The 15,188-nt window shown below is 73.3% G+C and carries 12 protein-coding genes and 1 pseudogene; 7 read left to right on the forward strand and 6 right to left on the reverse strand.

Annotated features, from left to right (window positions below; all coding sequences use genetic code 11):
* Window positions 1-42: 42 nt before the first annotated feature.
* The 3 genes from CUT44_RS07330 (at window position 43) to ybaK (ending at window position 3,106) form a co-directional block, all read left to right on the forward strand.
* A complete protein-coding gene (locus CUT44_RS07330; protein ID WP_100201342.1) occupies window positions 43-1,662 on the forward strand; it encodes an oxidoreductase in 1,620 nt (539 codons plus the stop codon).
* 138 nt (window positions 1,663-1,800) lie between these two features.
* Entirely contained in the window at window positions 1,801-2,556 is a 756-nt protein-coding gene (locus CUT44_RS07335) for an LON peptidase substrate-binding domain-containing protein (RefSeq protein ID WP_100201343.1), read from the forward strand.
* Window positions 2,557-2,605: 49 nt separating this feature from the next.
* Complete coding sequence (gene ybaK, locus CUT44_RS07340; protein WP_100201344.1) at window positions 2,606-3,106, forward strand: Cys-tRNA(Pro) deacylase; 501 nt, start codon at window positions 2,606-2,608, stop codon at window positions 3,104-3,106.
* A 15-nt stretch (window positions 3,107-3,121) separates the two neighbouring features.
* Here the strand turns inward: ybaK and CUT44_RS07345 are convergent, their stop codons facing one another.
* The 5 genes and pseudogenes from CUT44_RS07345 to CUT44_RS07360 all read right to left on the reverse strand — a co-directional run bounded on the left by CUT44_RS07345 (window position 3,122) and on the right by CUT44_RS07360 (window position 7,195).
* Entirely contained in the window at window positions 3,122-3,859 is a 738-nt protein-coding gene (locus CUT44_RS07345) for a hypothetical protein (RefSeq protein ID WP_100201345.1), read from the reverse strand.
* Window positions 3,860-3,938: 79 nt separating this feature from the next.
* The gene (locus CUT44_RS07350) at window positions 3,939-4,790 is read right to left on the reverse strand and encodes an ABC transporter permease (RefSeq protein WP_100201346.1); all 852 of its coding nucleotides are present in this window, start codon (window positions 4,788-4,790) and stop codon (window positions 3,939-3,941) included.
* Window positions 4,787-5,296, reverse strand: a complete 510-nt coding sequence (locus CUT44_RS34820) for an ATP-binding cassette domain-containing protein (RefSeq protein WP_408646722.1) — start codon at window positions 5,294-5,296, stop codon at window positions 4,787-4,789. The genes CUT44_RS07350 and CUT44_RS34820 overlap by 4 nt, the downstream gene beginning before the upstream one ends.
* A 3-nt stretch (window positions 5,297-5,299) precedes the next feature.
* Window positions 5,300-5,662, reverse strand: a pseudogene (locus CUT44_RS34825) (ATP-binding cassette domain-containing protein); the annotation flags it as partial.
* A gap of 228 nt (window positions 5,663-5,890) precedes the next feature.
* Window positions 5,891-7,195 (reverse strand): NYN domain-containing protein, encoded by a 1,305-nt coding sequence (locus CUT44_RS07360; protein WP_100201347.1) that lies wholly within the window; start codon window positions 7,193-7,195, stop codon window positions 5,891-5,893.
* 292 nt (window positions 7,196-7,487) lie between these two features.
* Here CUT44_RS07360 and CUT44_RS32985 point away from each other — a divergent pair, with 292 nt between their 5' ends.
* The gene (locus tag CUT44_RS32985) at window positions 7,488-7,649 is read left to right on the forward strand and encodes a hypothetical protein (RefSeq protein WP_158239573.1); all 162 of its coding nucleotides are present in this window, start codon (window positions 7,488-7,490) and stop codon (window positions 7,647-7,649) included.
* Window positions 7,650-7,800: 151 nt separating this feature from the next.
* Here the strand turns inward: CUT44_RS32985 and dnaE are convergent, their stop codons facing one another.
* Entirely contained in the window at window positions 7,801-11,343 is a 3,543-nt protein-coding gene (gene dnaE / locus CUT44_RS07365) for a DNA polymerase III subunit alpha (protein WP_100201348.1), read from the reverse strand.
* Window positions 11,344-11,671: 328 nt separating this feature from the next.
* Here dnaE and CUT44_RS07370 point away from each other — a divergent pair, with 328 nt between their 5' ends.
* The 3 genes from CUT44_RS07370 (at window position 11,672) to CUT44_RS07380 (ending at window position 15,172) form a co-directional block, all read left to right on the forward strand.
* Entirely contained in the window at window positions 11,672-12,367 is a 696-nt protein-coding gene (locus CUT44_RS07370; RefSeq protein ID WP_233221279.1) for a hypothetical protein, read from the forward strand.
* Window positions 12,368-12,413: 46 nt separating this feature from the next.
* Window positions 12,414-13,208, forward strand: a complete 795-nt coding sequence (locus tag CUT44_RS07375; protein ID WP_100201349.1) for a thioredoxin domain-containing protein — start codon at window positions 12,414-12,416, stop codon at window positions 13,206-13,208.
* 254 nt (window positions 13,209-13,462) lie between these two features.
* On the forward strand, window positions 13,463-15,172 hold the full coding sequence (locus CUT44_RS07380; RefSeq protein WP_100201350.1) for an alkaline phosphatase D family protein: 1,710 nt from the start codon (window positions 13,463-13,465) through the stop codon (window positions 15,170-15,172).
* The last annotated feature ends 16 nt before the right edge of the window (window positions 15,173-15,188 follow it).

Raw genomic sequence — 15,188 nt, forward strand, 5'->3', positions numbered from 1 at the left:
CAGTGACGCAGGTGGCCGGGGGGAGACGAGGGGAGAGCGGTTGTGAGCGAGCCTCTGGACAGCGGGGATCCGCCCGCCGGACTGCGGTTGACCACCGCGGAGTGGGGCATGTGGCAGGCCTTCCGCAACGGCAGCGAGCATGACCTGCGCTCGGGCACCCCGGAGCTGGACGATCCCAACGGCGACCACGAGTGGGGGCCGCGGCGGACGGTGCGGGCCCGGGTCGTCGCCCTGTTACTGCTGCACGGGCCGTCGCCGCTGCTCGGCCGGGTCGCCTCGCTGCAGCTGACCGGCGCGTACATCACCGGGAGGCTGGACCTGTCCGGGGGCACGGTCGAGCCGTACGTCGAGTTCAAGCAGTGCCGTTTCGAGGACGAGGTGCTGCTGCACGAGTGCCGGCTGGTGACGGCCCGGCTGGTCGACTGCCACATACCCCGGCTGGAGGCCGCCCGGATGAGCACCGAGGGTGATCTCCACCTGCCGCGCTGCACCGTTCCCGGGGGTGTGCGGCTCACCGACGCGTCCATCGGCACGGACCTGCTGCTGAACGAGATGACGGTCGGCAGCGGGCACCGCATGCGGTCGTTCTCCGCCGACGGCATCCAGGTCGCGCAGGATCTGCAGGCCAGCCTCGTGCTGGCGACCGGCGAGGTGGGCCTGCGGGGGGCGGAGATAGGCGGCTCACTGTTCATGTACGGCAGCGTGCTGCGCCGCGGCAGCGGGCAGTACGCGCTGTACGCCCCGCAGATGCGGGTGGAGCACTTCGCGCACTTCGCCTCCTCCGGCCCGCGTGAGCTGCCGGTCGTCCACGGCGCCACCCCGCCCGACGGCACCGCCTGGCCGCCGCCGGACGGGCACAGCCACGCGGTGCGGCGCGTCAAGCCCTTCGAGTGCACCGGCGGGATGAAACTGGACGACGGGAAGTTCGGGGACTCGCTCGTGCTGGACGAGGCCCGTTTCCACCTGTCGCACGATCAGGAGCTGTCACTGCGCCGCGTCCAGACCCCGGAGCTGTGCTTCACCCCCGAGCGGCCCGCCGACGGCCGGGTGGTGCTGGCGGGGGCGTCGGTGGACAACCTGGTGGACAGGGTGGAGAGCTGGCCGGTGGAGGACGGGCTGTGGATGGCCGGGTTCACCTACCAGAACCTGATCCCGCGCGGGAGGTTCACCCTCGCCCAGCGCATCCAGTGGCTGGCGACGGCGACTCCCGAGTACGCGCCGGAGCCGTACGAGCAGCTGGCGACGGTGATGCGCAACAGCGGGGAGGACGCCGACGCGCGCGCCGTCCTGCTGGAGAAGCAGCGCCGCCGCCGCGAGACGCTCCCGCCGGCCGCGAAGCTGTGGGGCTACCTGCAGGACTGGACGGTGGCGTACGGCTACCGGCCGGGGCAGGCCGCACTGTGGATGGCGGTGGTGTGGGCCTCGGGGACGCTGTACTTCGCCCGGCGCCCGCCGGAGCCGCTCAGACCGGGGGAGTCGCCGTACTGGAGCGCTCCCCTGTACGTGCTGGACCTGCTGCTGCCGGTGATAGACCTCGGCCAGTCCGGCCAGTGGAAGACCGCCGGCGCCGCCCAGTGGACGGCCACGGCGCTGATCCTGCTGGGCTGGGTGCTGGCCACCACGGTCGCCGCCGGGGCGACCAGGCTGCTGCGGCGGCAGTGAGGCCGGGCGGCGGGCGGGCGGCGGTGAGCCGCCCGCCCGCCGCCCGGCCGCCGCGCGCCTCCGCCGGAGCCCCCGCCGGGACGTCCGCCGGACCGGCCGACCACCGAACCCGTCTCCATGGGCCTTAGGCTGCGGACTGTGACCACCACTCGCCTACCGCTGTTTCCTCTCAACACCGTGCTGTTCCCCGGGCTGGTACTGCCGCTGAACGTGTTCGAGCAGCGCTACCGCGCGCTGATGCGCGAGCTGCTCCGGATTCCGGAGGACGAGCCGCGCCGCTTCGGGGTGGTCGCCATCCGGGACGGCCGGGAGGTCGCGCCGACCGCGACCGGGATGCCGGACCCCACGGCCCTCTCCGGGGCCGGCCCGGCAGCGGGCTTCGGGCCGGATCCGATACGGGCCTTCCACTCCGTGGGCTGCGTCGCCGACGCCTCGACGATCCGCGAGCGCCCCGAGGAGGACGGGAAGGGCGACGGCTACGAGGTGCTCGCCACCGGCACCACCCGCTTCCGGCTGCGGTCCGTCGACGCCTCGGGGCCGTATCTGGTCGCCGAGGTCGAGGAGCTGACGGAGGAGGTCGGGGAGGGCGCGGGCGCGCTCGCCTCCGGGGTGCTGCGGGCGTTCCGCGCCTACCAGAAGCAGCTCGCCGGTGCCCGGGAGCGGACCCTGGCCGGCGGCCAGGAGCTGCCGGACGAGCCGGCGGTGGTGTCCTATCTGGTCGCCGCCGCGACCGTGCTGGACACCCCGACCAAGCAGCGGCTCCTGCAGGCCCCGGACACCGCCACGCGGCTGGCGGAGGAGCTGAGAATTCTGCGGCGCGAGACGGCGCTGATCGGTAGGCTCCCCTCGGTTCCGGCGGCGGAGCTCACCCGCCTGCCGACCAGCCCGAACTGAGCGCCGGGCCGCACCGGTGCCCGCCGGCCCGAGACACAGCGAGACGACATTGGCCAGGAAGAAGCAGCGCACCGGCTCCGGCGGCACCCCCGCCACCGTGGCCGCCACGAAGGCGGGGGTGGCCTTCACCCTCCACTCCTACGAGCACGACCCGGCGAGCCCCTCCTACGGCGAGGAGGCCGCCGAGGCGCTCGGAATCGGTCCGGAGCGGATCTTCAAGACCCTGGTCGCGGAGGTCGACGGCACGCTGACCGTCGCGGTCGTCCCCGTCTCCGGCTCGCTGGACCTCAAGGCGCTGGCCTCGGCCGTCGGCGGCAAGCGGGCCTCGATGGCGGACCCGGCCGCCGCCGAGCGCACCACCGGCTACGTACGCGGCGGGATCTCCCCCCTGGGCCAGCGCAGGGCGCTGCCGACCGTCGTGGACACCTCCGCCGAGCGGTACGGGACGGTCTGCGTCTCGGCCGGGCGCCGGGGCCTGGAGATCGAGCTGGCGCCCGCCGACCTGGTCCGGCTCACCGGCGCGGTGACGGCACCGGTCGCCCGCGGGTAGGCCCGCCGGCCGGCGCTATCCCTTGCCGGGTGCCCCGTCGCCGGGCGAGGAGGGCCGCGGCCCCCACCCCGGGTGGGTAAACGGCTCGGGGTCGGGGTCGCGGGGCCCGAACAGGGCCGTGAGTCCCAGGTGCACCACCAGCGCGGCGAACGGCCAGGCCAGCAGGGCGCCCTTGGCCTTCAGCTCCAGCGGGGCGTCGAAGACCTCCCCCCTGCCCACCTCCCCGGCCCGGGCCACCACGTCCTGCTCCGGTCCGAGCTGGACGCCCAGCCGCCAGGCCAGCACCGAGCCGAGCACCGCGCCGAGCGTCAGCCCGATCACCGTGCCGATGCCGCCCCGGCGCCTGGCGAGGAAGACCGCGGCCCCGGTCAGCGCCCCGGCGCCCAGGGCCAGCAGCACGAACGTGCCGTCGGCGCCGACCGTCTCCTCCCCCTCGGACTCGCGGAGGTAGACGGCCGTGCCGTCGGAGATCAGCGGGATCCGCGGGGCGAGCCACAGCCACAGCAGACCGAGCGCCACTCCGGTGACGGCCACCGCGACCGCCACCAGCGCGGCGTCGCGCACCTCCCGCCGGACCTCGACACCGCCGGGCTCCGCACCGGGCCGGCGGAGTCCGGCGGCCTCCCCGTCCGGGCCGGACCCGCCCGTGTCGCCGGGTTCGCCGGATGCCGCGGCGCCGGGCGGCGGGGACGTCCACGGGTCGTAGTCCCGGGAGGGGCCGTGGTGGGAGGGAGGAGGCGTCGGTGCGGTCACCCTGCCATCGTGCCAGGTTCGGTCACCGGTTCGACGGGCAGGCCGTACGAGTGGCCCGCCGGGACGGCGCGGCCGCGGGTCAGCGCACCGCCGCGCGCCGGTACGCCCAGGTGGCGGCGGCCAGGGTCACGGCCCCGACCGCGGCGCACACCCCGAGATCGGCGATCACGGAGGGCCAGTGCGGCCGGGGCCCGAGAACGGCCGCCAGCGCCTCCACACCGTAGGTGGAGGGCAGCAGGTCCCGCAGTACGCGCACCGGTTCCGGCAGTCCCGAGGCCGGCAGGACGCCCAGCAGCAGCGCGGCGGACATGCCCAGTTGCCCGCAGAGCGTGGCGATCTCCTGACGGGGCGCGAGCAGCCCCAGGGCCGCGCCGAGCCCGGCGAGCGCCGCGCCGACCAGCGGCACCACCGCCACCAGCAGCCACAGCCCGTCCAGCGGGAGACCGTAGAGCAGCGCGCCGGTCACGGCGGTGACCGCCGTGCCGGGCAGGGTGAAGGAGGCGTACGCGCCCGCCGTTCCCAGCACCACCGCCGCGGGCGGCACCGGCAGGGTGGCGTAGTGGTCCAGGCCGCCGGAGGCGCGCAGCCGGCCGAAGTACTGGGCCAGCAGGTTGAGCGCGACGAAGGCGACCACCAGCACGCTGGAGCCCGCCACCACGGCCCGCGCCTCGTCGCCGGGGCCGGCGTCCACGACGCCCCGCATCAGGACCATGATCCCGATCGACTGGAAGGTGGCCACGAACAGCAGGGGGATACGGGCCACCCGCGCCCGGGAGAGCTGCGCCCGGTAGACGGCCACCAGGCCGGACCACAGGCCCGCGCCGTCGGCGAGCGGGGCGGCGGCCGGCCCGCCTCCCTCCCGGGACTCCTCCCCCGGCTCCTCCCCGGCCGTCCCGCCGGGCGGCGCGGTCCGCGCAGCGGACGTGCTCACGCCTTCACCAGTCCCTCCGTGTGTCCGCCGAGCGCCAGGTAGACGTCCTCCAGGCTCGGGGTGGCCAGTGTGAAGTCGTCCAGCGCGGCGAACGCCGGGCCGCCGGTGACGGCGGCGACCGCCGCCCGGGCGTCCTGCTGGGACAGCCGCAGCGTCCAGCGGCGGCCGGCCGTCACGGCGGACCGGTGCAGGGCCGCCACCTCGGGCAGCTCCAGCGGCGGGCGGTCCCGCCACACCAGTTCCAGCCGCACGTCCTCGCCGACCACCGCCTTCAGGCCGGCCGGGGTGTCGCAGGCGATCACCCGGCCGCGGTCCAGCACCGCGACCCGGTCCAGGACGAGTTCGGCCTCGATGACGTTGTGGGTCACCAGGACCACCGTGGCGCCGTGCTCGGCGCGCCGCCGGTCGATCGCTGACCACACCGCGCGCCGTGCCACGGGGTCCATACCGGTCGTCGGTTCGTCCAGCACCAGCAGGGGGCGCTCCCCCACCAGCGCCGCCGCCACGCAGGCCAGCCGCCGCTGACCGCCGGAGAGCCGCCTCAGCGGACGGTCCGCCAGCGGTCCCAGGTTCAGCTCGTCCAGGACGGTGTCGCACTCGCGGCGCGCGGCGGCGGCGGCCAGACCGCGCAGCCGCCCGGTGGTCTCGGCCGCCAGCGTCACGGTCAGCTCGTCCAGCGCGGTGGACTCCTGCCCGAGGTAGGCCAGCAGCCGGGCCGCCCGCCTCGGGTGGCGGACCAGGTCGTGGCCCAGGACGTCGATGCCCCCGGCGTCGGGCCGGAGCAGTCCGGTGAGCTGCCGCACCAGGGTGGACTTCCCCGCGCCGTTCGGGCCGAGCAGGCCGAAGATCTCGCCGTGCCGCACGGTGAGGCTGACACCGTCGCTGGCACGTACGGCGGGGGTGCCCGGGGCGCCGCGGCGCCCGCGCCGGGCGGGGTAGGTCTTGACCAGCTCGCGGACGCGCACGACGGCCTCCGCCGGCATCCGCGCGCCGTCCGCCGCGGCGCCCACGACGCTGCCCGCCGTGTCACCCACCGTGCCGTCCACCGCCTGCCGAGTGCCCGTCCTCACGAGCTACGAGGGTACGCGTCCCCGCCGGGATCAATCGCCGGTGGGTGCGTGTTCGTTCACCGTACGGGCGTCCACCTCGCGCCAGAAGCCCGCCCGGATCGCGTAGCGGTCGTGCTCGTCGATCTGGTCGTCCTTGTGCGCCAGCAGACCGAAGCGGGCGGCGTAGCGCAGCAGCTCACCGTCGATGCGGTGCGGGACGCGGGGGTACTCCGCGGAGAGGATCCGCAGATGGGCGGGGACGGCCAGCCGCGCGATCCAGCGGCGGGCGAAGACCTGGCCGACCTCGAAGGGGTCGCCGCTGACCGTGGTGATGTCCTCCTCCCGGTCCGCCCAGCGCTGCTCGGCGGTGGTGAGCTGGGCGAGGGTGGGCAGCCCGGCGGCGTCGGGTGACTCACCGGGCGTACCGCGGTCGACCCAGCCCCGGTCGGAGGACCAGCGCAGGGTGGCGCCGGGGGAGGCGGAGGGGTTGGGCGGCACGGCGGGGCGGCCGAGTCCGGCCAGGTCCTTGGGGGTGGGTACGCCCCTGACCGGCCCGGGTTCCCCGGCGTGTCCGTCGGCGGCGGGGGCCTGGGCTCCGTTGCTGCCGGGATCGGCAGGGCCCCCGTCGGCAACGGCGCCGGCGGTGTCCGGCCGAGGAGCCCCGCCGCCGTCGGCGGCGGGGGCGCCCTCCGCGGGGGCGGCGGTGCTCCCCCCGCCGGAGGGAGGGGGGCGGTCGGGCAGCGGTGCGGAGAGGATCGCGGTGATCTCGGGCCGGGTGTCGGGGCGGGGCGAGCAGATCCCGGTGAGGTCCTTGGCCCGGACCGCGCGGGTGATCCAGTCGCGGTCCAGCACCCGCCGCTCGTCGGCCTCGGCGACCAGGTCCTCGGACTGGTTGTAGTCGCCGTCGGCGGCCTGGACGGCCCACAGGTGCACGGCGACACCGTGCTCCTTGGCGGACATCAGCCCGGGCAGCAGATCGCCGTCGCCGGTGACCAGCACGATGTCGGAGCAGGCCCGGTTGCGGGCCAGCTCGGTCAGCTCGGCGTGCATGGCCGCGTCCACGCCCTTCTGCGCCCACCGTCCCTCGCTCCGGGTGAGGGCGCCGAGCCGTACGGTCACCCGAGGCATCACCCGCAGCCGCCGGTGCTCGGGCTGGGGCACCCGGTCGGGCGCACCGTCGAACCAGTAGATCCGCAGCAGACGGCAGCCGGTGTCCTCCTCGGCGCGCTCGCGCAGTCCGTGGATGAGCACGGAGTGGTCCACGGTGATCCGGGAGCGTGCGGGCTCGCCCGCCAGGAGGCTCGCGGCGGCGCCCAGGAGATATCCGGCGTCCACCAGGACGACGCAGCGGTCCACGCTCCACCCACTCTCGGTACGACCCGCACGGACCGGTACGGCCACCGCGGCCGGCGGCTTCCCGCCCGGCCTTGTGCGCTTGTCTCGGATCTGTCTGGAGTCTGCCCGACCGTACAGGCTCGGCGGCTCGGACTCGATCTTCGGCGCGGCGGGACACCGATGTCCACCGTACGGGAGGGCCGCCCGGGCAAGAAGACCGGCCGATCAGGGCAATTGCCCGGAATGCGAACTCCGCGGGTGCGTGCGAGGCTGATCGCGGCCCATCGTTCAAAGGTCCGCACAGGAGGAGATCATGGGCAAGCGCAGGAAGGACGACCGCGACCGGCGGCGCGGACACGGGAGCACCGAGCAGACGAGGGAGCGGCCACCGGACACGGCCGGGGAGACGGTGTCCCCGCGGGGCGGTTCCGGGGAGGGCGGCCGCAGGAGCCACCGGCGTTTCGGCCACAACTGACCGGCGACCGACCGGCGGAGAACCACGATCACCCGGCCCCGGTTCCGCGAAGTCCCGGGCCCGGGCACCACGGGGGCGGCCCGGGGCGGTGAGTGCTCACCGCCCCGGGCCGTCCGTCCGCTCCGGGCAGACCGCCCCGGGCGGGGCGGGGTCAGCCCGCCAGGCAGGACGGGCCGAGCAGCGCCTTGAGGTCACCGAAGAGCGCCGGGTCGGCGGTGACCCGGTGCCGGTCGAGCCGGAGCACGGTCGTCTTGCGGCTGCCCTGGAGCCGCACGCGCACCTCGGTCGAGCCGCGGTGGTGGGTCAGCACCTCGCCGAGCTTCTCCACCAGCGGCGGGGTGACCTTGACCGTGGGAATGGTGATGGTGACGGGCGCGTCGGAGGCGGCGTCCGACAGGTCGGGGACCATCAGCTCCATGGCGACCAGCCGGGGGATGTCCTCGCGCTTGTCCAGGCGCCCCTTGACGAAGACCACCGTGTCCTCCACGAGCTGGGTGGAGACGAGCTGGTAGGTGGCGGGAAAGAACATGCAGTCGATCGAGCCGGCCAGGTCCTCCACGGTGGCGATCGCCCAGGCGTTGCCCTGCTTGGTCATCTTCCGCTGGAGCCCGGAGATGATGCCGCCGATGGTGACGATCGCCCCGTCGGCGAAGTCGCCGCCGGTGAGCTGGGAGATCGCGGCGTCGGTCTTGTCGGACAGCACGTGCTCCAGACCGAACAGCGGGTGGTCGGAGACGTACAGACCGAGCATCTCCCGCTCCTGGGCGAGCAGATAGCTCTTGTCCCACTCGTCGGTGGGGAACTCCACGTCCAGACCGAAACCCGGACCGCTGTCGGCGGTCTCCTCCCCCATGCCGCCGAACAGGTCGAACTGTCCCTCGGCCTCCTTGCGCTTGATCTGCACCACGTTGTCGATCATCGACTCGAAGTGGGCGGTCAGCCCCTTGCGGGTGTGGCCCAGCTCGTCGAAGGCACCGGCCTTGATCAGCGACTCGACGGTGCGCTTGTTGCACACCACGGCTTCGACCTTGTCCAGGAAGTCGGGGAAGGAGGTGTACTTTCCCTTGGCCTTCCGGCAGGCGACGATCGAGTCCACCACGTTCTGGCCGACGTTGCGCACGGCGGTGAGCCCGAAGACGATCACGTCGTCGCCGCGCGGGGTGAAGTTCGCCTCGGACTCGTTGACGTCCGGCGGGAGCACCCTGATGCCCATGCGGCGGCACTCGTTGAGGTAGACCGCCGACTTGTCCTTGTCGTCGCGGACGGAGGTCAGCAGGGCCGCCATGTACTCGGCCGGGTAGTTCGCCTTGAGGTAGGCCGTCCAGTACGACACCAGCCCGTACGCCGAGGAGTGCGCCTTGTTGAAGGCGTATCCGGCGAAGGGGACCAGCACGTCCCACACGGCCTGGATGGCCTCGTCGGAGTACCCCTTGTCCCGGGCGCCCTTCTGGAAGTTGACGAACTCGGCGTCCAGGACCTCCTTCTTCTTCTTGCCCATCGCCCGGCGCAGCAGGTCGGCCTGTCCGAGGCTGTACCCGGCGAGCACCTGGGCGGCCTTCTGCACCTGCTCCTGGTAGACGATCAGGCCATGGGTGATGTCGAGGACCTCCCGGAGAGGCTCCTCCAGCTCCGGGTGGATCGGGGTGATCTCCTGCTGCCCGTTCTTGCGGAGCGCGTAGTTGATGTGCGAGTTCATGCCCATCGGACCGGGCCGGTACAGGGCCGAGACCGCGGAGATGTCCTCGAAGTTGTCGGGCTTCATCATGCGCAGCAGGGAGCGCATGGGGCCGCCGTCGAACTGGAAGACGCCCAGGGTGTCGCCGCGCTGGAGCAGCTCGAAGGTCTTGGGGTCGTCCAGCGAGAGGTCGAGCAGGGTGATGTCGACGCCCTTGTTCGCCTTCACCAGCTTGACGGCGTCGTCCATGATCGTGAGGTTGCGCAGGCCCAGGAAGTCCATCTTCAGCAGGCCGAGCGACTCGCAGGTCGGGTAGTCCCACTGGGTCACCACCGCCCCGTCGTTCTTGGGGCTGAACACCGGGACGTGGTCGACCAGCCGCTCGCTCGACATGATCACGCCCGCCGCGTGCACGCCCATCTGCCGCACCAGGCCCTCGATGCCCCGGGCGGCGTCGATCACCTTCTTCACGTCCGGTTCGTTCTCGTACATCGACCGGATCTCGCCCGCCTCGTTGTAGCGGGGGTGCTTGGGGTCGGTGATGCCGGACAGCGGGATGCCCTTGCCCAGGACGTCGGCGGGCATCGCCTTGGTGATGCGGTCGCCCATGGCGTACGGGTAGCCCAGCACCCGGGCGGAGTCCTTGATCGCGGCCTTGGCCTTGATGGTGCCGTAGGTGCCGATCTGGGCGACCTTGTCGGCGCCGTACTTCTCGGTCACGTAGCGGATGACCTCACCGCGCCTGCGCTCGTCGAAGTCGATGTCGACATCGGGCATGGACACGCGCTCGGGGTTGAGGAACCGCTCGAAGATCAGCCCGTGCTCGATCGGGTCGAGGTCGGTGATGCCCATGGCGTACGCCACGATCGAGCCCGCCGCGGAACCGCGGCCGGGGCCGACGGCGATGCCGTTGTTCTTGGCCCACATGATGAAGTCGGCGACCACCAGGAAGTAGCCGGGGAACCCCATCTCGACGATGACGTCCATCTCGTAGTCGGCCTGCCGCTGCCGGTCCTCGGGGACCTGTCCGGCGTACCGGCGCTCCATGCCGCGGCGGACCTCCTCGCGGAACCAGGACTCCTCGGTGTGCCCCTCGGGGACGGGGAAGCGGGGCATCAGGTCCCGCTTCTCGAACCAGCCGGCGGTGTCGACCTGCTCGGCCACCAGGAGGGTGTTGCGGCAGCCCTCCTGCCAGGCGTCGGAGGAGTCGATGGCGTACATCTCCGCCGCGGACTTCAGGAAGTAGCCCGCGCCGTCGAACCGGAAGCGGTCGGGGTCGGAGAGGTTCTTGCCGGTCTGGATGCACAGCAGTGCGTCGTGGGCCTCGGCCTCGCCGGCGTAGGTGTAGTGGCTGTCGTTGGTGACCAGCGGCGGGATGCCCAGCTTCTTCCCGATCTCCAGGAGCCCGTCGCGGACCCGGCGCTCGATCTCGATGCCGTGGTCCATCAGTTCCAGGAAGTAGCGTCCCTTGCCGAAGATGTCCTGGTAGTCGGCGGCGGCCTTGAGCGCCTCGTCGAACTGGCCCAGCCGCAGCCTGGTCTGCACCTCGCCCGAGGGGCAGCCGGTGGAGGCGATCAGGCCCTCGGAGAACTCGGCGATCATCTCCCGGTCGGTGCGCGGCCACTTGACGAAGAAGCCCTCCATGTAGGCGTCGGAGGAGAGCCGGAAGAGATTGTGCAGGCCCGTCCTGTCGGCCGCCCAGATCGTCTTGTGGGTGTAACCGCCGGAGCCGGAGACGTCGTCGCGCTTCTGGTGGGGCTGGCCCCACTGGACACGGCGCTTGTACCGCCGTGACTGCGGGGCGACGTACGCCTCGATCCCGATGATCGGCGTGACGCCCGCCCTGGTGGCGTGCTGGAAGAAGTCGTAGGCCCCGTGGAGGTTGCCGTGGTCGGTCATGGCGATGTGCGTCATGCCCATCTCCTGACAGGCGTCGAACATGTCCTTCAGCCGTGCCGCACCGTCCAGCAGCGAGTACTGGGTGTGTACGTGCAGATGGGTGAACGGCTGATCGGCCACGGTGGGGGACCTCCGGTGCAGGGGCTTGCGGCAGTGCCTGGACGGCTCCGAAGTCTACGGCCTGGCACCGACAGGAACCCCGTGCCCCGCACGGGCGGGCGAGTGTCGTCCGGCCCTCGCGCACCGCTCCCGTCCCGGCGTCGAAAACGCAGGTCACAGCCGCTTTCCGGGGCGGCCCGGCCGACCGGGTCCCCCGGGTCACCGGGCACTGCCGGGGCAGTGCCGGGGCAGTGCCCCGGTATTCCCCGGACATCGGTCGTGTTGCGATCGCCACCGGCGCCCGCCCTTTAGGCCCTTCTTAGCGGAGCACATGGCACACTCGGCTGCGATGGACACGATGGGTTTCCCGGGCATGGGCGTACGAGGGGTGCGCGCCGCGGTCTTCACCGCGCTGTGCGTCACCCTGTCCGCGGGTGCCCACGTCCTGCTCACCGGAAACCCCCTGCCGTTCCTGCCGCTCGCCCTGGTGACCGCGGTGGTGTTCGCCGCCGCCTTCTCGCTCGCCGGGCGGCGGGAGCGGGGGTACTGGTCGATCGCCGCGCTGCTGGTACCGCTGGAGCTGGCCGCCGACACCGTCTTCACCGCCGGCCAGGACGCCTGCTACGGGCAGGCCGGCGGTCCGGTGGCGGGTCCGCTGCGTTCACTGGGCGTGGACCTGCTGTGCGCGGGCGGCGAGTTCGGGACGCCGCTGGCGCGGATGGCCGCCTCCGGCGCTCCCCCGCTCCCCGCCCCGGCGCACCCCGCCGCCCCCTGGCTCCTGCTGGCCGTGCACCTGGCCGTCGGGCTGACCGCCGCCGCCTGGCTGCGGCGGGGCGACGCGGCGCTCACCCGGCTGCTGTGCGCCGCCGCGGCGGCCCTCTTCCGGCCGCTGCTGCCGGCGGCCGGCGCCCGCGTGATGCCCGTGGGGCAGACCGGGCGAGGCGTGCGCCCCGCCCCCCGCTCCCGCGCCCCCCGCGCGCTTCCGTTGCTCATCCACTCCGTCGTGCGACGCGGACCTCCCTGCCCGGCGGCCACCACCGTCTGAGCACTACCGTCCCCACACGTACGCAACCGACACGGAGAACCCCCCGATGAGCAAGCGAAACAGCCAGGAAGCCAAGCGTGCCGCCCGCGAGCGGCTGCGGGTCGAGCGCGAGAAGCAGGCCAAGAAGGAGAAGATCCGCCGCCAGCTGATCGTCGGCGGCTCGGTGATCGCCGTCCTCGCGGTCGCGGGCGGTGTCGGTTTCGCCGTCGCCAACATGGAGAGCAGCAGCGGCAGCGACAAGTCCTGGTCCGCGGCCGCCGACAAGAAGCTGGTCAAGCCGGCCAACGCCACCGGGAAGAACGGCACGGTTGTCGTCCTCGGCGGCGAGGACGCCAAGACGACCATCGACGTCTACGAGGACATGCGCTGCCCGGCCTGCGCCAGCTTCGAGCAGGCGCTCGGCGAGACCCTCAAGAAGGGCGCCGAGGAGGACAAGTACAAGCTGCAGGTCCACCTCGGGGCCATCATCGACGGCAACTTCGGCGGCAACGGCTCCAAGAACGCCGCCAGCGCGCTGGGCGCCGCGCTGGACGTGAGCACCGAGGCGTTCAAGGAGTACCACGGTCTGCTGTACTCCGCCGAGCACCACCCGCCGGAGAACGAGGACAAGTTCGCCGACAACGACTATCTGCTGAAGGTCGCGGAGAACGTCGACGCGCTGAAGGGCAACAAGGAGTTCGAGACGGCCGTCGAGAAGGGCACCTACGACAAGTGGGCCCTGGAGATGATCGACAGCTTCAACAAGGCCGACATCAAGGGCACGCCCACCGTCCGGATCAACGGCAAGGACGTCGAGACCCCCAAGCTCCCCGAGGAACTCGCGAAGCTCGGCGTGAAGTAAGCCGGCACACAGCCGCCGGACCGCCGCCGGACGGCGGTCGCCCCCACCCGGCCCGGTGTCCCGCCGCCCAGCGGCGCGGTCACCGGGCCGGGCCCGTCCGGTCCGCGCGGACGCTGTGCGGACACGGCGCGGACACGGCTCCGGTGCGGCTCCGCCACGAGCCGGGGAACGCCGTCCGGCAGTTGTCCGGCCGGTGGCCGAACTTCTGCCGGTCCGCTGTTCGCCGCCCCCGCCACCGCATAGCATCGGCCGCCGTGACCGACACTCACGCCCCTCGCGCTTCTTCAGCCTCCTTTGCCCCTTCCCCTTCCTCCGGCTCGTCCCCCACCCGCCGCACGGTCGTCACGGCCGGCGCCGCGACCGCCGCGCTGCTGCCGCTGGCCGCCGGACGGGCCCGGGCGGCCGACGTGCCCGGCGCGCCCGGTGACGGGCCGGTCTTCGCACACGGCGTCGCCTCCGGGGATCCCCTGCCCGACGGTGTCCTGCTGTGGACCCGGGTCACCCCCTCCGCCGACGCGGTGCCCGGCTCCGGCCGGGGGGAGGCCGTGGAGGTCTCCTGGGAGATCGCCGAGGACCGCGGCTTCTCCTCCGTCGTCGCCTCCGGCCGCGTCACCGCGACGGCCGCCTCCGACCACACGGTCAGGGCCGACGTCCGCGGGCTGCGTCCGGCCACCGCGTACCACTACCGCTTCACCGCCGCCGGCGTCCGCTCCCCCGCCGGCCGTACCCGCACCGCGCCCGCCGACGGCACCACGGCGGACCGCCTCCGCTTCGGGGTGGCCTCCTGCGCCCACTACGAGAGCGGATTCTTCGCCGCGTACCGCCACCTCGCCGCCCGGACCGACCTCGACGCCGTCCTCCACCTCGGCGACTACGTCTACGAGTACGGCCGGGAGGAGTTCCCGCTGGGGAACGGTTCCGTCCGGGCGGTGGAGCCCGCCCACGAGACCGTCACCCTGGCCGACTACCGGCAGCGCCACGCCCACTACAAGACCGACCCCGACCTGCGGGCCCTGCACGCCGCCCATCCGGTGATCGCGGTCTGGGACGACCACGAGACCGCCAACGACGCCTGGTCCGGCGGCGCCGAGAACCACACCCCCGGCACCGAGGGCGACTGGGCGGCGCGCGCCCGGGCGGCCCGGCAGGCGTACTTCGAGTGGATGCCGGTCCGCCCCGCCACCGAGGGCACCGTCCACCGGCGGCTGCGCTTCGGCGATCTCGCCGACCTCCACCTGCTGGACCTGCGCTCCTTCCGGGACAAGCAGGCGGGCGCCGGCAGCGGTGAGGTGGACGACCCCGGCCGCACCATCACCGGCCGCGCCCAGCTGGACTGGCTGAAGTCCTCGCTGACGGCATCCGCGGCCGCCGGGATCCGGTGGCATCTGGTGGGCACCTCGGTGATGGTCTCGCCGGTCGCCTTCGGCTCCGTGCCGGCGTACCTGCTGGGACCGCTGGCCGGGCTGCTCGGTGTCCCCCGGGAGGGTCTGGCGGTCAACACCGACCAGTGGGACGGCTACACCGACGACCGCCGCGAGCTGCTGACCCATCTGCGCGAGGGCCGTATCGGCAACACCGTCTTCCTCACCGGCGACATCCACATGGCCTGGGCCAACGAGGTGCCGGTGCGGGCCGCCACCTACCCGCTGGAGCCGCCGGTCGCCACGGAGTTCGTGGTCACCTCCGTCACCTCGGACAACCTCGACGACGCGCTCGGGGTCCCGCCGCACACCGTCTCGACTGTCGCCGAGGCCGCCGTTCGGGCCGCCAACCGCCACACCCGGTGGGTGGACATGGACTCGCACGGTTACGGCGTCCTCGACGTGACCCGCGAGCGGGCGCAGATGGACTACTTCGCGCTGGCCGACCGGACCGACCCGGCCTCCGCCGTCCGGTACCTGCGCTCCTACCGCACCCCCTCGGGCACCCAGCGCGTGGAGCGGGCGGCGGAGGAGGTGCGCTGACCCCGTGCCGGGGCGG

The sequence above is a fragment of the Streptomyces carminius genome (assembly GCF_002794255.1).
GTDB classification, from domain to species: domain Bacteria; phylum Actinomycetota; class Actinomycetes; order Streptomycetales; family Streptomycetaceae; genus Streptomyces; species Streptomyces carminius.